Source organism: Rathayibacter sp. YIM 133350 (assembly GCF_037404875.1).
In the GTDB taxonomy this organism is placed as follows: domain Bacteria; phylum Actinomycetota; class Actinomycetes; order Actinomycetales; family Microbacteriaceae; genus Orlajensenia.
Window position 1 is genome coordinate 122,859 of the sequence record NZ_JBBELO010000007.1, and the last position, 21,765, is coordinate 144,623.

Consider the following 21,765-nt stretch of genomic DNA (forward strand, 5'->3'; position numbering starts at 1 on the left):
AGTACAGGAGGGCCTATGCCCCGCGACGTCTACGAACCCGCCCCTCTCGAGTCCGGCACCCTGCGTGTCATCCCCATCGGGGGACTCGGTGAGATCGGCCGCAACATGACCATCTTCGAGATCGACGGCAAGATCCTCATCGTCGACTGCGGCGTTCTCTTCCCCGAGGAGCACCAGCCTGGCGTCGACCTGATCCTGCCCGACTTCAGCCCCATCCGCGACCGCCTCGACGACATCGTCGGCGTCGTGCTGACACACGGCCACGAAGACCACATCGGCGCCGTCCCCTACCTGCTCAAGCTGCGGGCCGACATCCCGCTCATCGGATCCGGCCTCACGCTCGCCCTCATCGAGGCGAAGCTCAAGGAACACCGCATCAAGCCGTTCGTCCTCACCGTCAAGGAAGGCGACATGGAGGCGATGGGGCCGTTCGACCTCGAGTTCGTCGCCGTGAACCACTCGATACCGGATGCGCTGGCCGTCGTCATCCACTCGGCCGCCGGCACCGTTCTGGCCACCGGCGACTTCAAGATGGACCAGCTGCCGCTGGATGGCCGCCTCACCGACCTCCGCGAGTTCGCCCGCCTCGGCAAGAGCGGTGTCGACCTGTTCCTCGTGGACTCGACGAACGCCGACGTGCCGGGATTCACCACCCCCGAGCGCGCGATCGGTCCCGTGCTCGACCAGGTCATCTCCAAGGCGACGGGCAAGGTCATCGTGGCCAGTTTCTCGAGCCACGTGCACCGCGTGCAGCAGGTGCTCGACGCGGCCCACGCCAACGGCCGTCGGGTCGCCCTGCTCGGGCGCAGCATGGTGCGCAACATGACCATCGCCGCCGAGCTCGGCTACCTGAAGGTTCCCGCCGGCGTGCTGATCGACTACAAGAAGGCCGGCGACGTTCCGGACGCGAAGATCGTCTACATGTCGACGGGTTCCCAGGGGGAGCCGATGGCCGTGCTCAGCCGCATGGTCAACCGCGACCACGCGGTCGAGGTGGGGGAGGGCGACACCGTCATCCTCGCCTCCAGCCTCATCCCGGGCAACGAGAACGCCGTCTACCGCATCATCGACGGCCTCACGAAGCTCGGCGCGAACGTCGTGCACAAGGGCAACGCCAAGGTGCACGTCTCCGGTCACGCGGCCGCCGGCGAACTGCTCTACGTCTACAACATCCTGCAGCCGAAGAACGTGCTCCCGGTTCACGGCGAGTGGCGCCACCTCTGGGCCAATGCGGCTCTCGCACAGCAGACCGGCATCCCCGAGGCGAACACCTTCCTCGGCGAGGACGGCACGGTGTTCGACATGAAGGCCGGCGAGGTGAAAGTGGTCGGCCAGCTCGACCTCGGCTTCGTCTACGTCGACGGCTCGAGCGTCGGCGCGATCACGGATGCCGACCTCAAGGACCGTCGCATCCTCAGCGAGGAGGGCTTCATCTCGGTCATCGTGGTCGTCGACGCCGCCACCGGCAAGGTCATCTCGGGCCCCGAGATCCACGCCCGCGGTGTGGCCGAGGACGAGACGGTGTTCGAGTCGATCAAGCCCAAGATCATCTCCGCCCTCGCCGATGCCGCGCAGTCGGGCGTGCGCGATCAGCATGCGCTGCAGCAGGCGATCCGCCGCGTCGTCGGATCATGGGCGGGCCGGGCGCTTCGCCGTCGTCCGATGATCATCCCCGTCGTCGTCGAGGCGTAGCCGCGAGCAGCACCGGTGATCGCCCTCGCACGGGCGGCGATCACCGGTTGGTCGCAGACCGAAACGCAGGCGTAACACGCGACGCGTAGCATCCGTTCATGGCGGCATTCGCACTGCGGGCGGCGACGGCGAGCGATGCGAGATTGCTCACCGACATGATGGTCGAGGCCGCCAACTGGGACCGCCTGGCCGCCCGCAACCGCGTCGAGGTCATCGCGGACTCCGCCCATTCCCGGTACGTGATGGGTTGGAAGCGACCGAGCGACGAGGGCGTGGTCGCCGTCGATACCGAGGTCGATGAGAGCATCGGCGCCTGCTGGTTCCGGCTGTTCCCGACGGATGCACCGGGCTACGGCTTCGTGGCGGTGGGCGTGCCCGAACTCATCCTCGGCGTCAAGCCGTACTGGCGCGCCCAGGGAGTGGGCCGGGCGCTGCTGCGCGAGACGATCGGACTTGCCGCGCGACGCGGCTACAACCGCATCGCGTTGAGTGTCGAGAGCGGCAACCACGCCGTCAATCTCTACCGCAGCGAGGGCTTCGCGCCGGTGGCCCGGGTCGGCACGCGCGAGACCATGGTCAAGAACCTGCGCTGACACCGACCCGCAGCCCTCCCCGGTAGTGGGGGGCGTGGAGAAATGCGACTGTGCGCGGGATGTCACGTCGTCGCAACACGGGCGTTGTAGCGTCGAAGACGAGACAACCACTCGTGTGCGGGAACGCACTGTCGTCGAAGGGTTCGCATGTGCAGGCTCCTGGGGTACGCGGCGGCAGCGCCGGTGACGGTACGGGGAGTCCTCGGAGCGGACGAAGTCGGCGTGTTCCAAGACCTCGCCCTGCTGCACCGCGACGGCTGGGGAACCGCCTGGCTCGATGAGCAGGCGGGTCGGGTCGAGCGCGAACTCTCACCCACCAGCGGAGCGGCGGATGACCGGCTCACCCGCGCCCTGGCTCGCCGCGAGGCGCCCGCCGGGCTCGTGCACCTGCGCATGGCGACGGATGGCATGGCCTGCCGCGACGACAACACGCATCCGTTCACCGCAGACGGCATCGCCTTCGCGCACAACGGCGCGCTGAAGCCCGCCGCGGCCATCGAAGCCTTCATCGCGCCCGAACTGCGCGCTCAGCTGCGCGGCGACACCGACAGCGAACGCTACTTCGCCGTCATCCGCACCAAGCTCGCGCAGGGGCTCGACCTGCCGGATGCCGTCATGGCGACCGTGGAGCAGCTGCGGCCGCTCTTTCCCACGAGCAGCATGAACGCGCTCATCCTCTCGCCCACCCACCTGATCGCCGTGCACGCGAGCGAGGGCGCCCGCATCCCCCACGAGGACTTCGACGCGAGCGGCCTCGGCGAGCTCCTGCCGCGCGATCACCGCGACGCCTACTACCTCATGCGCCAGCGTCGCCTCGACGACGGCTCGGTCGTGTTCGCCTCGACCGGCCTCGACATCGCCGGCTGGCAGCCCTTGCCGGCAGAGAGCGTTGCCGTGCTCGAACTCGCCAGCCTCCAGGTCGAGGTGCGCTCGCTCGACACGCTCGCGCGACTCGCCGCCTGATCGGTCCTCACCCGGCCGGTGCTCGTCGCGGTCCTCGCGGCCGCCGTCGCCCCCGGTGGTTCGCGTGCGCGCCGGCGGCGACACCCGAGCCCGCCTCCCGGGCGATGACGGATGCCGCGGCTACCGTTGAACCATGGCTACGACCACCAAGGCGAACGGACGCGCCCGCAGCACCGGCGCGACGCGCGGCGGTGCGTCCACGAGCAAGCCCCGCACCTCGACCGCGACGGCAAAGACCGTCACCTTCGCCCCCGCGGAGGAGAAGCCCGCCCTCGTCGTGCGCATGTGGATGGCCATGGCCCACGTAGCCGGGGCAGCCGCGCGTGCGCTCGGGCCCGAGAAGCTCGCCAAGGAGGAGCGCCGCGACGGCCTGCCGTTCTTCATCGTGCTGCTCGCCGTTGCGGGAGCGGTCATCGAGTGGTTCTTCATCCAGGACCCGGTCGCCGAGACTCTCGACGCGTGGACCTTCGGCGGTCTGCTGGGCCGGGTGGCCTTCGGACTGCCCATCATCATGCTCGTCTTCGCGGTCTGGCTCTTCCGGCATCCGGCGTCGGTGCACGACAACTCCCGTATCGGCATTGGCCTCGGCATCCTGCTCGTCTCCATCGCCGGGCTCTGCCATGTCTTCGGCGGAACGCCCGAGCCCACCGACGGCATGGCCGTGCTGGCGAGGGCCGGCGGCATCCTCGGGTGGATGATCACCTGGCCGCTCCTGCTCGTCGGCGCCCCGCTGGCCGTGATCGTGATGATCCTGCTCATCGCGCTCTCGCTGCTCATCATCACCAAGACGCCGCCGAACCGCGTGCCGCAGCGCTTCCGGGAGCTCTACGCTTGGCTGTTCGGCGCGCAGCTGCAGCCCGAGGAGGAGCGGCAGGCGGCAAAGGCCGCCCGCAAGCAGAAGACCGAGCAGGTCGAGCTCGACGGCATCGACGACGAGCAGCCGACCGAGGGCCACCTGCCCTGGTGGCGGCGCAACAACTCCGGCCGTGAGGAAGACCCCGACTTCGCGGGGCCATCGGCCGACGGCTTCACCGAGATCTTCGGCGATGCGCCCGACGGCGGCTTCGCGAGTGCGATCGAGCCGGATGCCGATGCCCAGCAGACCGACGTGCTCGCCACCCTGCGCCAGGCAGAATCGGCCATCGGGAGGTTCACCGGCGACGTGGGCGCCACGGCGCTGCAGCCCGACGGCGCGGTGCCCGCCCTCGCCGCCCCGCTCGCATCCGGCCTGCCGGGTGCGGCAGGAGTGCTCCCCGGATTCTCCGACGAGAACTCCGAGGACTTCGACCTCGAGGGCTCCGAACCGGCAGAGGCGACGCCGACCGCGCCGTACAACCTGCCCTCCGTCTCGACGCTCATCGCCGGCGCTCCGGCGAAGACCCGCTCCGCAGCCAACGACGAGGTGGTTCGTGCCATCACCGAGGTGCTCGACCAGTTCTCGGTCGACGCTCGGGTCACCGGGTTCTCGCGCGGTCCCACCGTCACGCAGTACGAGGTCGAGCTCGGTCCGGGCGTCAAGGTCGAGCGCGTGACCGCGCTGGCGAAGAACCTCGCCTATGCCGTCGCCTCCAACGAGGTGCGCATCCTCTCCCCGATTCCTGGCAAGAGCGCGATCGGCATCGAGATCCCGAACAGCGACCGTGAGATCGTCACCCTCGGCGACGTGCTGCGCTCGAGCGCCGCGACCAAGTCCACGCATCCGATGACCATCGGCGTCGGCAAAGACGTCGGCGGAGGCTTCGTCGTGGCCAACCTCGCGAAGATGCCGCACCTGCTCGTGGCCGGCTCCACCGGATCGGGCAAGTCGAGCTTCGTCAACTCGATGATCACCTCCATCCTCATGCGCGCCAAGCCCAGCGAGGTGCGCATGGTCCTGGTCGACCCGAAGCGGGTCGAGCTGGCGCCCTACGCCGGTGTTCCGCACCTCATCACGCCCATCATCACGAACCCCAAGAAGGCCGCCGAGGCGCTGCAGTGGGTCGTGAAGGAGATGGATATGCGCTACGACGACCTCGCGTCGTTCGGCTTCCGTCACATCGACGACTTCAACAAGGCGGTCGTGGGCAACGAGATCGTGCTGCCGCCCGGAAGCGAGCGCACGCTCAAGCCCTACCCCTACCTGCTCGTCGTCGTCGACGAGCTCGCCGACCTCATGATGGTCGCCCCGCGCGACGTCGAGGACTCCATCGTGCGCATCACCCAGCTGGCTCGCGCCTCGGGCATTCACCTGGTGCTCGCGACCCAGCGGCCGTCGGTGGATGTGGTGACCGGCCTGATCAAGGCGAACGTTCCCTCGCGGCTCGCCTTCGCCGTGACGAGCGTGACCGATTCCCGCGTCATCCTCGACCAGCCCGGCGCCGACAAGCTCATCGGCCAGGGCGACGCCCTCTTCCTGCCCATGGGCGCCTCCAAGGCGCTTCGCGTGCAGGGTGCGTGGGTGAATGAGGCCGAGATCGAGAAGGTCGTCAAGCACGTCACCCGCCAGGCCCGCCCCGACTACCGACCCGATGTCACCGCTGTCGTGGAGCGCAAGGAGATCGATTCCGACATCGGCGACGACCTCGAGCTGCTTCTCGCGGCTGCCGAGCTCGTGGTCTCCTCGCAGTTCGGGTCCACCTCCATGCTGCAGCGCAAGCTGCGCGTCGGGTTCGCGAAGGCCGGGCGTCTCATGGACCTGCTCGAGTCCCGCGAGATCGTCGGGCCCTCCGAGGGTTCCAAGGCCCGCGACGTGTTGGTGACGGCCGAGCAGCTGCCCGGTGTGCTCGCCCGGCTGCGCGGCGAGGAACCGGCCGGCCCGGCTGCGGTTGCCGCCGCATCCGCCCCCGCGCGCGTCGAGGTCGATCCGTATGACGGCGACCCGGTCGCGCAGATGTCGCAGGGTTATCCTGAAGAGGATGGCCCCTCAGACGAGGACGCCTGGCAGCTGACCGGCAGGGACTGATCATGGTGTCATCCGACGCGCCGGTGCGTGTCTCGAACTGGAACGCGCCCAACGTCATCACGGTCATCCGCATCCTGCTGGCCCCGGTGTTCTTCTGGATGCTGCTGGCGGATGCCGGAGCCGACGGGGCACTGCGCTGGGCAGCCGCGGCCCTGTTCATCCTCGCCATCGCCACCGACAGCCTCGACGGGGCCATCGCGCGGCGGCGGAACCTGGTAACGGACCTGGGCAAGCTGCTGGATCCCATCGCCGACAAGCTGCTGACCAGCGGAGCCTTGGTCTGCCTGTCGATCCTGGGCGAGCTGTGGTGGTGGGTGACGATCGTCATCATCGTGCGCGAGGTGGGCATCACGGTCTGGCGCATGGTGGAGCTCTCGCACCGCAATGTCGTTCCGGCCGGGCGCGGCGGCAAGCTCAAGACCGTCGTGCAGGCCGTCGCCATCTCCCTCGCCCTCGCCCCGCTGTGGACGCTGCTCGGCGACTGGGTGTTCTGGCTGAACTGGATCGTCATGGCGGCGGCGCTCGTGCTCACCGTTCTCTCCGGGGCGGAGTACCTCTGGCTGGCGTGGAAGCTGCGACGCGCGGCGGCGAGAACGGATGCCTGAACCGCGCGACCCGGCGGCGGAGCTCGTCGACCTCCTGCGTCGGCGCTCCCTCACCATCGCGGTCGCCGAATCGCTCACCGGCGGGCTGCTGAGCGCGGAGATCGTGCGCATACCCGGAGCGTCGAACACCCTGCTCGGCGGTGTCGTGGCATACAACACCGCGATCAAGCACTCCGTACTCGGAGTGGATGCGGCGCTGCTGGCAGGGCACGGCGCGGTGCACCCCGCCGTGGCCGAGCAGATGGCGCACGGCGTGCGCGAGGCCCTCGCCGTCCAGGGCCGTCGAGCCGACGTGGGGGTGAGCACGACGGGCGTCGCCGGACCGGATCCCCAGGACGGCCAGCCGGTGGGAACGGTGTTCATCGGTGTCTCGATCGGGGGGCGCACGACATCGGAGGCGCTGCGCCTGACGGGCGATCGATCCGCCATCCGGAACGCCACGGTGCGCGCGGCGATCGAGAGCGCGCTCGACGCGCTCGCGTTACCGCCGGAATAGACCGCGTTAACACGCCGTTACAAGGTACTGATTCACAAGAAAACGTCAGTAGCCGGCAGTAGGCTTGAGGTATTGGATGGCAGACGCTCTTCCAACCTGAGAGAAGATCTCGGTCGTTCTGGCAGTAGAAAAGGGGGTTCCAATGATTCTGGTTCGTCAGGAAATTGGCGATGTTCTGAGGGACTTCCGCCTGCAGAAGGGCCGCACCCTGCGCCAGGTCGCCAGCAAGGCGAGCGTGGCGCTCGGTTACCTCAGCGAGGTGGAGCGTGGTCAGAAGGAAGCGTCGAGCGAGATTCTCGCCTCCGTCGCCGATGCGCTCGACACCCCGATCTCGGTGATCATGCGCGAGGTCGGCGACCGGCTGGCCGTGCTGGAGGGAATCAATCCCATCCCTGACACGGTTCCCGAAGACCTGGTCGTGGACTTCGACGCGGAGCTCGCGGTTCGGTAGTCCCCAGAAGCATCCCGAACGCCAGCCGGTCCATCGACCGGCTGGCGTTCGCGTCTGTTCGATTCGAGGTGTGGTGTGAAGCTCAGTGAGTTCCGGCTCGCCGTCTCCGAGGAGTTCGGCGAGGCATATGGTCGTTCGCTCCTGCGCGACCTCGTGCTGGCCGAACTGAGCAACCGCACGGCCCAGGAGGCGCTCGATGCCGGTCTGCGGCCTGCCGATGTCTGGATCGCCCTGTGCCGCGCCATGGACGTGCCCGAGAATCGACGCTACGGCGTCGGCCTGCGCGAGCCGAAGAAGTAGTTCCGCGCCGGGACCGACACGCCGCCGATGTCTCGAAGAGATGTTCGGGGATTGGTAGGCTCCTACACAGCAGGGCATCGAAGACGGGTTATCCACTCTTGGCGGCCGGCCGACCACGTGTCGGAGGGGTCGCGTAGCGTCATTCCCATCAGCGACCACCTGCTGACTGCCTTGTCAGTCGTGTTATGAACGGATGCATCCGGTACGGATGCCTTCCCTCCGGTCGCAGCGCGACACGACAGCCTAGAGGCGACGGAATCGAATCGAAGGAGACCCTGATGCCCACACCAGCAGACCGCGAGAAGGCGCTCGAGACAGCCCTCGCCCAGATCGACCGGCAGTTCGGCAAGGGCTCCGTCATGCGCCTCGGCAGTGACGAGCGCGCCCCGGTCGAGACCATCCCCACCGGCTCCATCGCCCTGGATGTCGCCCTCGGCATCGGGGGTTTGCCGCGCGGACGCATCATCGAGATCTACGGTCCCGAGTCCTCGGGTAAGACCACGCTGACGCTGCACGCGATCGCGAACGCCCAGCGCAACGGCGGCATCGCGGCGTTCATCGACGCGGAGCACGCCCTCGACCCCGAGTACGCCCGCAAGCTCGGCGTCGACATCGACTCGCTGCTCGTCTCCCAGCCCGACACGGGTGAGCAGGCGCTCGAGATCGCCGACATGCTCGTGCGGTCCGGCTCCATCGACCTCATCGTGATCGACTCGGTCGCCGCGCTCGTTCCCCGCGCTGAGATCGAGGGCGAGATGGGCGACTCCCACGTCGGCCTGCAGGCCCGCCTCATGTCGCAGGCCCTGCGCAAGCTCACGGGTGGCCTGAACCAGACCAACACCACCATGATCTTCATCAACCAGCTGCGTGAGAAGATCGGCGTCTTCTTCGGAAGCCCCGAGACCACCGCCGGTGGAAAGGCGCTGAAGTTCTACGCCTCGGTGCGCCTGGACATCCGTCGTATCGAGACGCTGAAAGACGGTGCGGAGGCGGTCGGAAACCGTACGCGCGTCAAGGTCGTCAAGAACAAGATGGCTCCGCCGTTCAAGCAGGCGGAGTTCGACATCCTCTACGGCGTCGGCATCTCGCGCGAGGGCAGCCTGCTCGACTTCGGCGTCGACCACGCGATCGTGAAGAAGTCGGGCGCCTGGTACACCTACGACGGCGATCAGCTCGGCCAGGGCAAGGAGAACTCGCGCAACTTCCTCATCGCCAACCCCGACATCGCCGCCGAGATCGAGACCAAGATCCTCGCGAAGCTCGGCGTCGGTGCGGTGGGAGCCGCGGCCGCCAAGGAAGCGGCGGCGAAAGAGGCGGCACTCGGGGCCGACATCCCCTCGATCGCTTCGAAGCGCAAGGGCGCCTGAGGGCGCGACGAGACCGGGGAGAGGCAGCCATGACCGAGCAGTCCGGCGAGCGCCTCGCCCCGGTCTCGTACCTTCCGTGGGCGGCACCGAGCGGTGTGCGCGCACCGCGCACCCGTCAGTCCTTCGGCGGCGGCAAGCCGCCGTGGGGTGCCCGAGCCGGGCGCGACTCCGCCGCCGACGACGCCGTCCTGGATGGCGAGGGCGACGAGGCCAGCGTTGGGGAGTCGGCCCCTGCTGATCCCCAGGCGCGAGCGCTCGAGGCCGAGAATCGGCTGACGCGAGCACTGCGTGCGCGGTCGCTCTCGGCGGCCGAGGCGATCGACGTGCTCTACGAGTCCGACATCGACCCCGCCGATGCGCAGGAGATCCACGATCGGTTCCTCTCCTACGGCTATCTCGACGACCACCGGCTCGCCGAGCAGATCGTGCACACGCACCACGAACGCAAGGGGCTCGGCCGCAGCGCGGTGGAGACCGAGATGCGCCGTCGCCGCATCGCGGAGGCCACCATCGCCGCCGTCATCGACGAGCTCGAGGTCGACGATGAGGGGTCGGCGCAGTCCCTGGCGGCCGACCGCATCCGTCGCCTGAGCTCGCTCGACGACGAGACGGCCGAACGTCGCCTCATCGGTTTCCTGATGCGCAAGGGATACTCGATGAGCGTGGCCCGCGCGGCGGTCCGGACCGCGTTCGCGGAGGCCGGCCGCAGCAGGCGCTGAACGTACACTTGTTGACTATGAGCACCACCCTCAGCAGTGAACCGACCCTCATCGCGCCGTCGCCGGCTGCGGTCGGTGCCGACGGTCGGGCACGCACGTTCGAGGTGCGCACCTTCGGCTGCCAGATGAACGTGCACGATTCCGAGCGCCTCGCCGGTTCCCTCGAGGCCGCCGGGTACGTACGGGCCGCCGACCGCGAACCCGACATCGTCGTCATCAACACGTGTGCGGTGCGCGAGAACGCCGACAACAAGCTCTACGGCAACCTGGGCCATCTCGCGAGCGTCAAGCGCCGTCACGAGGGCATGCAGATCGCCGTGGGCGGCTGCCTGGCCCAGAAGGACAAGAGCACCATCCTCGAGAAGGCACCGTGGGTCGACGTCGTCTTCGGCACCCACAACATGGGTGCGCTCCCGAGTCTGCTCGAGCGAGCGCGTCACAACGACGAGGCGCAGATCGAGATTCTCGAGGCCCTCGAGACCTTCCCGTCCACGCTGCCCACGAAGCGCGATTCGACCTACAGCGGCTGGGTGTCCATCTCGGTCGGCTGCAACAACACCTGCACCTTCTGCATCGTGCCCTCGCTGCGCGGCAAGGAGAAGGACCGTCGTCCCGGAGATGTCCTCGCCGAGATCCGGTCCCTCGTCGACGACGGTGCCATCGAGGTCACGCTGCTGGGGCAGAACGTGAACTCCTATGGCGTGGAGTTCGGCGATCGGCAGGCCTTCGGCAAGCTGCTGCGTGCGGCCGGGCAGATCCATGGCCTGGAGCGCATCCGTTTCACGAGCCCCCACCCGGCGGCGTTCACCGACGACGTGATCGATGCCATGGCGGAGACCCCGGCCGTGATGCCGCAGTTGCACATGCCGCTGCAGTCCGGCTCCGACAGCGTGCTGCGAGCCATGCGCCGCTCCTACCGATCCGAGAAGTTCCTCGGCATCCTCGATCGGGTGCGTGCCAGGATTCCGCACGCCGCCATCTCGACCGACATCATCGTGGGATTCCCGGGGGAGACCGACGCGGACTTCGAAGACACCCTGCGCGTCGTGAAGGCCGCCCGCTTCGCCTCCGCGTTCACGTTCCAGTACTCCATCCGCCCGGGCACCCCTGCGGCCACCATGCCCGACCAGGTTCCCAAGCACGTCGTGCAGGAGCGCTACGAGCGCCTGACCGCCCTGCAGGAGCGCATCTCGTGGGAGGAGAACCTCGCGGTCGTCGGACGAGAGGTGAACGTGCTCGTCGCCAACGGCGAGGGCAAGAAGGATGCCGACACCCACCGGCTCTCCGGTCGGGCCGAAGACAGCCGACTCGTGCACTTCGAGGTTCCTGCCGGTTCGCCGACGCCGCGGCCGGGCGACGTCGTGACGGTGAGGGTGACGCACGCGGCACCCTTCCACCTGATCGCCGACGCCGCGCCGGGCATGCCTCTGAACATCCGTCGCACACGGGCAGGCGACGCGTGGGATCGCGCCCAGGCCGACTCGTGCGCCGTGCCCGCCGCAGCACCGTCGGGCAGCTCCGGAACGGGGACCGTCTCGCTCGGGCTGCCGAGCATCCGGGTCGCGAACGAGCTCACTCTCACGCCCGTGCACACCGCGGGTGACCACCTCCACTGAGCCCGGCGCGCCGATCGTCGCGGTCATCGGCGCGACCGGAACCGGCAAGTCCGAACTCGCGCTCGACCTCGCGGAGTCATTGATCGCCTCCGGACGACCCGCCGAGATCGTCAACGCCGATGCGATGCAGCTCTATGCGGGCATGGACGTGGGCACGGCGAAGCTGCCCCTCGATGATCGCCGCGGCATCCCGCATCACCTGTTCGACGTCTGGCCCGTGACGCAGGAGGCGAGCGTCGCCCGCTACCAGCAGCAGGCCCGCGCGGTGATCGAACGCCTGCAGCAGGCGGGAGTCACGCCGATCCTCGTCGGCGGTTCCGGTCTCTATGTCTCCGCGGCCGTCTACGACTTCCGCTTCCCCGGCGCGGATGCCGTTCTCCGGCAACGCTTGGAGGCCGATCTCGCAGCCGAGGGCATCGGGGCTCTGCACCGTCGCCTCCGCGCGATCGATCCGACCGCCGCTGAGCGGATCGGCCCGCACAACGCCCGGCGCATCGTGCGGGCGCTCGAGATCATCGAGATCACCGGCGAGCCCCATGCCGCCTCCCTGCCCGATCAACCGGTACCGTGGCGCCCCCTCGTCCTTCTCGGCCTGTCCTCGCCGCGTGCAGAGCTCGTCGACCGCCTCGACGAACGCGTGCTGCGCATGTGGCGGACGGGCATGATCACGGAGGTCGAATCGCTCATCCCGGCGGGTATCGAGAGGGGAGTGACGGCGAGCAAGGCCATCGGCTATGCGCAGGCGCTGCGTCAGATTCGCGGCGAGCAGACCCAGGCCGAGGCGATTGCCGAGACCCAGGCGCTCACGCGACGCTACGCCCGACGACAGGTGAGCTGGTTCAAGCGGTATCCCGGGGTCGAGTGGATGGATGCCGGCGACGCCGGGATGCTCGACCGGGCTCGGGCGGCGATCGGCTGAGTCGGTCGGCGCGCATCGGCGCCGGTTTTCTGCGCGGGTGAGCCATCGGCGCACGGATCCCGCACGTGTACCTCGTATTGGGGTAGGGCACTCGGCTGGGCTCCAGCGGTATCACAACGCCCTCCCAGCCTGAGAATGATTCGTACGCATACGGTTGGCTGAGACTTACTCCGGGCTTCAGTGTTGCAGCTCACCCGACCCGAGCCGAGACCGCCACATGCCTACCCCGAAGCCCGCTTCGCCGACGTCCCGAAGGCGCCAGTGGGGCGCAGAGCGCCGCACCGCGCCCCTGCCCACCGTGCATCCGCGCCCGTCCGACCGCACGATCACCTGGAGCCGGATCGCCATCGTACTGACCGTCGTCTTCTGGCTGGTCTACCTCGTCACCACGGTGATCCGGCAGTTCATCGAGGGGCCGCGACAGGACTTCCGGTTCACGATGGAGGCGATCGGCTACCTCGTGGTCGTCACCTTCCTCACGTTCTCCGCGTTGATGTACCTCGTCGCCCGGCAGGGTGCCCTGCAGCGCTTCCGCAAGCACGTGCGCGTGCCGCGCGCTGAGCTGGACCGCCACTTCGGTGCGAACCGGTCATCGATGACCGTGCTCGTTCCCTCGTACGCCGAGGAGCCCGCGGTCGTGCGCGCGACCCTGATGTCAGCGGCGCTGCAGGAGTACCCGTCACTGCGTGTGGTGCTGCTCCTGGACGACAATCCCGAGCCCTCCGACCCCGCAGTGCGGGAGCGCCTGGAGCAGACCCGGGCACTCGCCGACGACATCGCGGCGGAGCTCTCGGAACCGCGAGCGCGCTTCGTCGCCGCCCTCCGTTCGTACGAATCCCAGGACGGCGATGACGCGAATCGGATGCGGCAGACCGCCGAGCTCGCCGACCACTACTTCTGGGCGGCCGAATGGCTGGACCGGCTCGCACGCGACGAGAACGTCGATGACCACGTCGATGTCTTCTTCGTCGAGCAGGTGCTGCGCGGCCTCGCCGACGACCTCCGGCTGACCGGCAGCGCCCTCGCCACCGCTGTCGATGAGGATGCCGTGCTCGAGGCAGACCGGATCGCCGAGCTGTTCCGCCGGCTGGCCTGGACCTTCGACGCCGAACTCGACGTCTTCGAGCGCAAGCGCTTCGCCTCGACCTCGCACGAGGCGAACAAGGCGATGAACCTGAACGCCTACCTGCAGCTCATGGGCGGCGACTTCACGATCGCGCCGACGCCGGGCGGGCCTGCGCTGCTCCCCGTCGCAGACGGCGAGCCGGCCGACGTGCACATCCCCGACAGCGACTTCGTGCTCACCCTCGACGCCGACTCCATCCTGCTGCGCGATTACTGCCTGCGGCTGGCCTACTTCCTGCAGCAGCCCGACAACGCCCGGGTCGCCGTCACGCAGACGCCGTACTCCTCGTTCCGCGGCGCGGGGACGCGCATCGAACGGCTCGCCGGTGCGACCACCGACATCCAGCACGTGCTGCACCAGGGCATGAGCCAGTTCGGTGCCACCTTCTGGGTCGGCGCGAACGCCGTCATCCGCAAGGTCGCGCTCGAAGACATCGTCGAGACCGAGTTCGTCGGCGGTTTCGAGGTGCGCCGCTACATCCAGGACCGCACGGTCATCGAAGACACCGAGTCCAGCGTGGACCTCGGCGCGCACGGCTGGAGCCTCGCGAACTATCCCGAGCGACTGAGCTACTCGGCCACGCCGCCCGACTTCGGCTCCCTCGTCGTGCAGCGCCGCCGCTGGGCGAACGGCGGCCTGCTCATCCTCCCCAAGCTCTGGCGGCAGGTGCGCCAGCGGCGGCGCAGCGGGAACCCGGTGTCGTTCATCGAGCTCGCGCTCCGTGTGAACTACATGGCCTCGATCGCGTGGGCGAGCCTTGGCCTGATCTTCCTGCTCGCGTATCCGTACGACGGCCGGCTGCTGAGCCCGGTGGTGCTGCTCGCTGCGCTGCCATACTTCCTGGCGATGGCGAGCGACCTGCGCTACGCCGGTTACAAGCGCCTCGACGTGCTGCGCATCTACGGATTCAACCTCGTGCTGCTTCCCGTCAACCTCGCTGGGGTGCTGAAGTCGCTGCAACAGGCCCTCACCGGCAAGAAGATCCCGTTCGTGCGCACCCCTAAGGTGAAGGACCGCACGGCGGCTCCGCTGCTCTACGTGGTCGCGCCGTTCCTCGTCGTCGCCTTCTCGCTCTTCACCCTCTGGCGCGACGTGAACGCTGCGAACTGGGGCAACGCCGCCTTCGCCGCCTTCAACGCCATCCTCGCGACATGGGCCATCGTGTCGTACATCGGGGTCGGCAACGCCCTCGTCGACGTGTGGCTGGGCATCATCAAGCCGCTCTACGTGCCCGTGCGTCCGGCGAAGCCGTCGCAGGCTGCGCCCCAGACCGCGGCACTGGACTGGCGCTCGGTGCTCTACCTCGGCAGCGCCGAGCGAACCGACCACCCGCGAATGCCCGTTGAGCCTCGCCCCGCACCGACGGCATCCGTCACCCACGAAAGGACCGCCGCATGAGTGAGGCGACCGCAACCGCTACCAGGGCATCGGAGCGGCGGCTCTCGCCCTGGCGGGTGGCCGTGGCGTGCCTCGTGCTCATCGCGCTCGGCGCGGCCGGCTTCTTCGGTGTGCGTGCGTGGGCCGACGGCCGGCCGGCTGCCGATGCCGCCGAACCGTGGTTCGCCGGATACGTCGACGTGACCGCGACCCCGACCTACGCGTTCGAGACCGCGAAGGGCCACGCGCCCCGGGATGCTGTGCTCTCGTTCATCGTCTCCTCACCGCACGACGCGTGCTCGCCCTCGTGGGGCGCCGCCTACAGCCTCGAGCAGGCCGGCGATTCGCTCGACCTCGACCGTCGGATCGCCCGCCTTCAGCAGGCCGGCGGCAGCGTCGCCGTCTCGTTCGGCGGTCAGCGCAACGACGAGCTCGCGGTGCGCTGCACGGACGAGCAGAAGCTCCAGGCGGCATACGCTTCGGTGCTCGACCGATACAAGGTCGGAACGATCGACCTCGATCTCGAGGGCGACGGGCTCGCCGACCTCGACGCCGGCAAGCGCCGGGCATCCGCCATCGCGGCACTGCAGAAGAGCCGGCACGACGCCGGCGACCCTCTCGCCGTCTGGGTGACGCTGCCCGTTGCACCCACCGGCATGACCCAGCAGGGGACCGACGCCATCGCGGCGCTGCTCGCTGCGAAGGTCGACCTCGCCGGCGTCAACCTGATGACCATGGACTACGGATCCTCCATCGGCGCGCATGACGATCTCGCGACCGTCGCCGGCACGGCCCTCACCGCCGCGCACCGCCAGCTCGGCGTGCTCTACACGCGGGCCGGCATCCACCTGGGCGATGCGTCGCTGTGGGCGAAGATCGGCGCGACGCCGATGATCGGGCAGAACGACGTGGAGTCCGAGGTCTTCACGCTCGCGGATGCGCGCCGGCTCGACGCCTGGGCGGTGTCGACCGGCATCGGCCGCATGTCGATGTGGTCGGCGAACCGCGACCGGACGTGCGGTTCGAACTACGTGACCACCTCGATCGTGTCGGATTCGTGCAGCGGCATCGACCAGGGCGGCAAGACCTTCGCCGGCGCCCTCTCGAAGGGCTTCACCGGGTCGGTTCAGCTTGGCGAGCGCGCGGTGACGACGAGCGAGCCCACGAGTGCGGCCGAGGTCGTGGATGACCCCGCCACCTCTCCGTATCCCATCTGGGCGGAGGGCTCGTCGTATCTCGCCGGTACGAAGGTCGTCTGGCACCGGAATGTGTACGTGGCGAAGTGGTGGACGCGGGGCGATCTTCCCGACAACCCGGTGCTGAACGACTGGGAGACGGCGTGGCAGCTCGTCGGGCCGGTTCTGCCGGGGGAGGTGCCGGTGGCGCAGGCAACTCTCGCGCCGGGCACCTATCCCGAGTGGACGGGAGCCTCCACCTACCAGAAGGGTGATCGCGTGCTCTTCGAGGGGACTCCGTACACGGCGAAATGGTGGACGCAGGGTGACAGCCCGGCCGCATCGTCGTCGGACCCCGATTCCTCGCCCTGGGTCGCACTGACGCAAGCCGAGATCGCCGACGTCGTGAACGGCTCGGCCGCCGCGCGGCCCGCCGACGGCTGACCCATAAACTGAGCGGGTGGCTTTCGACCTGCACTTCACCAAGGGACACGGCACCGGCAACGACTTCGTGCTGTTCAGCGATCCCGAGGGCCTGGTCGAGCTGACCCCGGCCCAGATCGCGGCGATCTGCGACCGTCACTTCGGCGTCGGCGCCGATGGCATCATCCGCGCGGTGCGCTCGGCGAATCTGGCCGACGGCGCGGCGGCCCTGGCCGAGGACGCCGATGCCGAGTGGTTCATGGACTACTGGAACTCCGACGGAACGGTGTCGGAGATGTGCGGGAACGGCATCCGTGTCTACGCGCAGTTCCTTCTCGAGCAGCGCCTCGTGACGTTCGAACCCGGCGACACGCTCGCCATCGGCACGCGCGGGGGAGTGCGCGACCTGCAGCGCAGCGGCACCGGCTTTCAGGTCGACATGGGCCGCTGGCGCCTCGAGGGCGGCGAGACCCTCGTTCGCGCTCGTGACCTCGACGTCGCGCGGCCGGGGCTCGGCATCAACGTGGGCAACCCGCACATCGTCGTCGCCCTGGCCGATGAAGAGGAGCTCGAGGGCATCGACCTGACCGTGATCCCGCAGCTTGACCCCGAGCCCAGTGACGGCGCGAACGTCGAGTTCGTGCTGCCGCACGACCCGCTCGTGAAGGACGGCGTCGGACGCATTCGCATGCGGGTGCACGAGCGTGGTTCGGGGGAGACGCTCTCGTGCGGAACCGGCGCGGTCGCGGCGGCGCTCGCCGTGCGGCACTGGGCAGGCGCAGGGGCTCCCAACGAGTGGCGCGTCGACGTGCCGGGAGGCCGTGTAGGAGTGCGGATGTTCCCTGCCGAAGACGGCGAGCATGTTGCCCTTTCAGGACCCGCGGAGCTCGTCTTCGACGGAGTGCTCGCGCTCGGTTGAGCTGCTGGCCACGGGCTGGCGCCCTACGGCAGCGCCGTGTTCGCGGCCTCTGCGAGCGCGTCGAGCGCGTCCTCGAGCCCGGCGATGCGCGCGTGCGCGACCGCCCGGGCGCGATCCATGAGTTCGCGATAGACAGCGACCGGCTCGCCGCGTCGGGCCGCGAGTGCGGATTCGCGCTCGAGCCAGGCGGCCACCACGAGAGCGTCTCGATGGTCTCCCAAGAGGTCGTGCACGGTTTCCGCTTTCGCGGCCAGCGCGCTGACCCGATCCCCGAACACGGGCGTGGGCTCGCTCGTGAGCGCCTCGGCCGTGTAGCGGAGCCGCCGCGCCGCCTTTCGCAGGCGGTGGAATCCCTCGAGTGAACCGTCGAGCCTGCGCTGGCGCTTGTGCACGCGCTTCACTTCACCGGCGAGGATGCGTGCGAGTTCTGCCTCGGCCGGTCGGCTGACATCGGGAGCCAGAAGCGGAGAAGCGAGCAAGTCCGCGAGTGCTTCGTGCCTGCGCGCGCCACGTGGTGAGGCGTGCAGCTCGACCAGACGCGCGTGCGCGCGACGGTAGTCCGCGCGCGTGATGTCGACGAGGCTGCGGAGCCCGCCAGCGGCATCCGTCCGCGCCTGCTGCCGGGCGTCGAGCAGCTGCTCCAGCTGGTCGGCGCGCACCTCGATGTCGCGCACGGTGCCCAGCTGTCGCCCCCACTCGCCATACTGCGCGCGCAGCCATTCTGCGGCCGGCCCGTCGAGAAGCGGGCGGAAAGCGGCGAGCAGGCTGCGCAACCGCCGCACCGCCGTGCGCTGCTGATGCACTCCGTCGGGCTCATCGTTCAGCGCGGGCGGTTCCGTCATCCAGACCCGGTCGGCCGCCGCGCCCAGAGCGGCGAGCACTGTCGCGCCGACATCGGGTGGCGGCATCCGTTCGTTCACAGCGCGAGCTGCACCAGCGCCCGATTCGGCGACGGGCGGGAGACGACCTCGAAGCCCGCGCCGAGAAACTGGCTGAGCGTGCCGTGATAGAGGTCGGCCGACGAGAACTTCTTCTCGACCGGATCGATGGGGTAGCCCTCGATGACGCGTGCGCCGGACTCTCGCGCCTGCCGCACGGCGCCCTCGAGCAGGGCGCGACCGACGCCCTTGCGACGAAAGCCGACGCGAACGACGAAGCAGGTGACCGCCCAGATGGCTGGATCGCCCGTCGGCTGATCGCTGGCGGAACCGACCTGGGAGTTCAACACGCGCGGGTAGTGGTCGCGCGGCTCGATCGCGCACCATCCCACGGGCTCGTCATCCAGGTAGGCGACCACGGCGGGCGGGGGCTGGCGGGTCAGAACCTGTTCCTGCAGCATCTCCTTGAACTCGAGGGGCTTCTTGGTCTTCCAGTCCGACGGCGGCACCTTGAAGAACTGGCACCAGCACGTCGACGGATCGCCGCGGGTTCCGAAGATGCGCTCCACGTCGGCCCACGGCGCATCGCTCACGGCGAGAATCCGCACTGAAGTCTCGGTCATGACAGAACCCTACTGAGGGCGGCCCACACTGGCGAGCGGCGCGGCGGATGTCACCCGGCCTGAGCGCGGCCGCATCCCGACGGTGACCTCAGCCGGCTGTGAGCACTTCCCACGCTTCGATGTCGCCGGCCACGACGGTGAAGAGCGGGTGCACTTCGGGCGTGTCGGTCACCAGCGCCAGGCGTCGCTCTAACCATTCCGGAGATCGAGCGCGCAGCTTCGCGGTGAGGTGCTCGCGTTCGTAGAGAACCTGCCCGCTGGTCACGGGGATGCGGATCGAGGTATCGCGGAGCCCGCTGACGCGGCTGCGGTCGAAGCGGTAGCCGCGCGCATCCGCTTCGTCGGCGATCGCATGCAGGTACGTCTGGATGGCGGCTGCGGGCGCCGCCCGAAACCGCACGAGCTGGGGGTGCGCGGTGTAACCGCGTGTTCCGCCGGCCAGCACCTTCTGAGCGAGCAGCCCTTCGCGCCAGCAGGCCGTGAGCCCCTGCGTATCGAGGTACTCGGGGTGAAGGCTCCAGAGGCGCACCACATCAGGATACGTGGTGCTACGACCCCGAAGATTCGGTGGGTGGGATGCGCCGACCCCGCACATATCGTGGGTTCCCCATGGTCGGCACCCGCAGCAACTGCGTTCTCGGCGGCCTTCCTGGCCGCGTCAGGCGTGAACAACGGGCCGCCTCCGGCACGCTATGATTGACAAGTTGCCTCGGCCAGCCGGGGCATCGGGCTGTGGCGCAGCTTGGTAGCGCACTTGACTGGGGGTCAAGGGGTCGCAGGTTCAAATCCTGTCAGCCCGACCGCAAAGTCCCGGAAACTCAAGGGTTTCCGGGACTTTTTAGGTTAAGAGATTTGATCACTCCATCGAAAACCCATCTAATTGGGTCTTCTGAAGCGCTTCTTCAGCACCCGTTCCTCGGCGGGGAGCGGCTGTTTCGGTCCGTTCTGGTCGTTGGGGGACGCCCGGCGCACCTACCCGGTATGAACACTCACAACGACACTCCGCTGTTCGACCTGGATGCCTGGGGCCTCGACCGCATGATGGATATCCACGAGCTGGCCGCCTACCTCGGTGTGCCGGTCTCGACGGTCTACGACTGGCGCACCCACGGCAAGGGACCCGCCGCGTACCGCTTCGGGAAGCACCTCAAGTTTGCCGTCGACGATGTGCGGGCGTGGGTCGCGGAACAGCGCGAACCCTCCGGTCGGGAGACCAACGCAGGGCGGTGATCTGAGATGTCACGCCCACGTCTGAGCATCGGCACCTTCGGTGACATCACCACCCACAGCACACCGTCGGGCAAGGTCGAAGCGCGCACCCGCTACCGCGACTGGGACGGCCAGACCAGACTCGTCCAGGTCACCGCCGCCACCGCCAGAGCCGCCGAACACGACCTGAAGGCCAAGCTCGCCGACCGCAGCCTGTTCCAGCCAACCGGGACGCACCTCACCCCGGCCAGTCCGTTCACCGCCCTGGTGGGGTACTGGCTGGACGACCTCGACATCGAGGGCCGCATCTCGAAGACCACCCGCAACCTCTACGAGCGCAACATGCGCACCCTCGTGCTGCCGGCCTTCGAGAAACTCACCCTCCGTGAGATCGGCGTCGCCCGCTGCGACCACTTCATCAAGCACCTGACAAGCAGTCCTACAACCGTGCCAAACAAGCCCGCGTGGTGATGCGGCTCTGCCTCGAGCTCGCCGTCCGCCACGAAGTGCTCCCACGGAACCCGATGGACCACGTCGCGCGCCTGCACCGCGACGCACGCCTGCCCGACGCGTTGACCTCCCTCGAGGTCAGCGCCATCCGCGCCGCGATCGGACGGTACGAAGCCGGTGATGACCACACCTTCGGACCGCGACCCGACGGGCAGCTCGGTGCGATCGTGGAGGTCATGCTCGGCACCTCGGCCCGCATCGGCGAGGTTCTGGCCATCCGCCGCCGCGACATCGACTTGACGACCGCGCCGGCCACGATGCGCATCGCCGGCACGATCGTCAGCCGCAACGGTGAACCGACCTTCCGCCAGGACCACCCGAAGACCACACGTTCGAGGCGAGTCGTGGCGCTCCCGTCGTTCACAGCGGCCGCGGTACGACGCCGGCTGGCGTCGGTCGACGAACTCGGGCCGGACGAGTTGTTCTTCCACTCTCGCGAGGGCACACCGCTGACGACCGCCAACGTGCGCCGTCTGCTTCGGACCGTGCTGGAGCGAGCCGGCATCTCCGGCGTGACACCGCACAAGTTCCGCCGCACCGTTGCGACCGCAACTCATGACAACGCCAGCCTGCAGCTCGCGGCTGAACTGCTCGGGCACACGGATACGAGAATCACGGCGAAGCACTACATCCGCCGAAGCGAACTGGTGAACCCCGCGACGGCGGAATTGCTCGACCGGGCGTTCGCGCGGCCCGACGACTAGGCAGAGCCGCGGGGTGATCACGGTGCCGCGCCCGACGCGGCACCGTGCGATCAGGAATTTCGTGAGTTGGTGAGGAATCGACGCACGCCGTCCGCGTCTAGGTGTACCCGGCCATGAGGTTGGTGGCGTTTCGGGCTTGACGTGAGGAGAACCTCCGGG

21 protein-coding genes and 1 tRNA gene are annotated in these 21,765 nt (G+C 68.7%); 19 read left to right on the forward strand and 3 right to left on the reverse strand.

Annotation, left to right across the window (positions count from 1 at the left end; all coding sequences use genetic code 11):
* Nucleotides 1-15 precede the first annotated feature (15 nt).
* The 15 genes from WDJ51_RS01570 (at nt 16) to dapF (ending at nt 17,682) form a co-directional block, all read left to right on the forward strand.
* Nucleotides 16-1,692 carry a ribonuclease J gene (locus WDJ51_RS01570; protein WP_337850665.1) on the forward strand — a complete coding sequence of 559 codons (1,677 nt, stop codon included), beginning with the start codon at nt 16-18 and terminating at the stop codon, nt 1,690-1,692.
* Between the two features lie 98 nt (nt 1,693-1,790).
* Nucleotides 1,791-2,285 carry a GNAT family N-acetyltransferase gene (locus WDJ51_RS01575; protein WP_337850666.1) on the forward strand — a complete coding sequence of 165 codons (495 nt, stop codon included), beginning with the start codon at nt 1,791-1,793 and terminating at the stop codon, nt 2,283-2,285.
* A 147-nt stretch (nt 2,286-2,432) separates the two neighbouring features.
* Nucleotides 2,433-3,248, forward strand: a complete 816-nt coding sequence (locus WDJ51_RS01580) for a class II glutamine amidotransferase (protein WP_337850667.1) — start codon at nt 2,433-2,435, stop codon at nt 3,246-3,248.
* A gap of 133 nt (nt 3,249-3,381) precedes the next feature.
* The gene (locus tag WDJ51_RS01585) at nt 3,382-6,189 is read left to right on the forward strand and encodes an FtsK/SpoIIIE family DNA translocase (RefSeq protein ID WP_337850668.1); all 2,808 of its coding nucleotides are present in this window, start codon (nt 3,382-3,384) and stop codon (nt 6,187-6,189) included.
* 2 nt (nt 6,190-6,191) lie between these two features.
* Nucleotides 6,192-6,794 (forward strand): CDP-diacylglycerol--glycerol-3-phosphate 3-phosphatidyltransferase, encoded by a 603-nt coding sequence (gene pgsA, locus WDJ51_RS01590; RefSeq protein ID WP_337850669.1) that lies wholly within the window; start codon nt 6,192-6,194, stop codon nt 6,792-6,794.
* Nucleotides 6,787-7,290, forward strand: a complete 504-nt coding sequence (locus WDJ51_RS01595; RefSeq protein ID WP_337850670.1) for a CinA family protein — start codon at nt 6,787-6,789, stop codon at nt 7,288-7,290. Before pgsA ends, WDJ51_RS01595 begins: the two co-directional genes overlap by 8 nt.
* Before the next feature lie 142 nt (nt 7,291-7,432).
* Nucleotides 7,433-7,741, forward strand: a complete 309-nt coding sequence (locus tag WDJ51_RS01600) for a helix-turn-helix domain-containing protein (RefSeq protein WP_337850671.1) — start codon at nt 7,433-7,435, stop codon at nt 7,739-7,741.
* 75 nt (nt 7,742-7,816) lie between these two features.
* Nucleotides 7,817-8,041: a DUF3046 domain-containing protein gene (locus tag WDJ51_RS01605; protein WP_337850672.1), complete on the forward strand. Its 225-nt coding sequence runs from the start codon at nt 7,817-7,819 to the stop codon at nt 8,039-8,041.
* Between the two features lie 278 nt (nt 8,042-8,319).
* Complete coding sequence (recA, locus tag WDJ51_RS01610; RefSeq protein ID WP_337850673.1) at nt 8,320-9,408, forward strand: recombinase RecA; 1,089 nt, start codon at nt 8,320-8,322, stop codon at nt 9,406-9,408.
* Between the two features lie 29 nt (nt 9,409-9,437).
* On the forward strand, nt 9,438-10,127 hold the full coding sequence (locus WDJ51_RS01615; RefSeq protein WP_337850674.1) for a regulatory protein RecX: 690 nt from the start codon (nt 9,438-9,440) through the stop codon (nt 10,125-10,127).
* A gap of 17 nt (nt 10,128-10,144) precedes the next feature.
* A complete protein-coding gene (gene miaB, locus WDJ51_RS01620; RefSeq protein WP_337850675.1) occupies nt 10,145-11,743 on the forward strand; it encodes a tRNA (N6-isopentenyl adenosine(37)-C2)-methylthiotransferase MiaB in 1,599 nt (532 codons plus the stop codon).
* Nucleotides 11,727-12,662 carry a tRNA (adenosine(37)-N6)-dimethylallyltransferase MiaA gene (gene miaA, locus WDJ51_RS01625; RefSeq protein ID WP_337850676.1) on the forward strand — a complete coding sequence of 312 codons (936 nt, stop codon included), beginning with the start codon at nt 11,727-11,729 and terminating at the stop codon, nt 12,660-12,662. Before miaB ends, miaA begins: the two co-directional genes overlap by 17 nt.
* A gap of 217 nt (nt 12,663-12,879) precedes the next feature.
* Complete coding sequence (locus WDJ51_RS01630; RefSeq protein ID WP_337850677.1) at nt 12,880-15,186, forward strand: glycosyltransferase family 2 protein; 2,307 nt, start codon at nt 12,880-12,882, stop codon at nt 15,184-15,186.
* Nucleotides 15,183-16,784 (forward strand): chitinase, encoded by a 1,602-nt coding sequence (locus tag WDJ51_RS01635; RefSeq protein ID WP_337850678.1) that lies wholly within the window; start codon nt 15,183-15,185, stop codon nt 16,782-16,784. The genes WDJ51_RS01630 and WDJ51_RS01635 overlap by 4 nt, the downstream gene beginning before the upstream one ends.
* Before the next feature lie 16 nt (nt 16,785-16,800).
* Nucleotides 16,801-17,682: a diaminopimelate epimerase gene (gene dapF / locus WDJ51_RS01640; protein WP_337850679.1), complete on the forward strand. Its 882-nt coding sequence runs from the start codon at nt 16,801-16,803 to the stop codon at nt 17,680-17,682.
* A gap of 23 nt (nt 17,683-17,705) precedes the next feature.
* Here dapF and WDJ51_RS01645 read toward each other — a convergent pair whose 3' ends face one another.
* From WDJ51_RS01645 to WDJ51_RS01655, 3 genes are all read right to left on the reverse strand, one after another.
* Entirely contained in the window at nt 17,706-18,590 is an 885-nt protein-coding gene (locus tag WDJ51_RS01645) for a CHAD domain-containing protein (RefSeq protein WP_337850680.1), read from the reverse strand.
* Between the two features lie 8 nt (nt 18,591-18,598).
* On the reverse strand, nt 18,599-19,183 hold the full coding sequence (locus WDJ51_RS01650) for a GNAT family N-acetyltransferase (RefSeq protein WP_337850681.1): 585 nt from the start codon (nt 19,181-19,183) through the stop codon (nt 18,599-18,601).
* 88 nt (nt 19,184-19,271) lie between these two features.
* Nucleotides 19,272-19,712, reverse strand: coding sequence for a pyrimidine dimer DNA glycosylase/endonuclease V (locus tag WDJ51_RS01655; RefSeq protein ID WP_337850682.1), 441 nt, complete (start codon nt 19,710-19,712; stop codon nt 19,272-19,274).
* Nucleotides 19,713-19,909: 197 nt separating this feature from the next.
* Between WDJ51_RS01655 and WDJ51_RS01660 the strand changes: the two genes are divergently transcribed.
* The 4 genes from WDJ51_RS01660 (at nt 19,910) to WDJ51_RS01675 (ending at nt 21,606) form a co-directional block, all read left to right on the forward strand.
* Nucleotides 19,910-19,983 (forward strand) — tRNA-Pro (locus WDJ51_RS01660).
* A gap of 181 nt (nt 19,984-20,164) precedes the next feature.
* Entirely contained in the window at nt 20,165-20,413 is a 249-nt protein-coding gene (locus WDJ51_RS01665; RefSeq protein ID WP_337850683.1) for a helix-turn-helix transcriptional regulator, read from the forward strand.
* Nucleotides 20,414-20,419: 6 nt separating this feature from the next.
* The gene (locus tag WDJ51_RS01670; protein WP_337850684.1) at nt 20,420-20,863 is read left to right on the forward strand and encodes a hypothetical protein; all 444 of its coding nucleotides are present in this window, start codon (nt 20,420-20,422) and stop codon (nt 20,861-20,863) included.
* A 53-nt stretch (nt 20,864-20,916) separates the two neighbouring features.
* Nucleotides 20,917-21,606 (forward strand): tyrosine-type recombinase/integrase, encoded by a 690-nt coding sequence (locus WDJ51_RS01675; RefSeq protein ID WP_337850685.1) that lies wholly within the window; start codon nt 20,917-20,919, stop codon nt 21,604-21,606.
* The last annotated feature ends 159 nt before the right edge of the window (nt 21,607-21,765 follow it).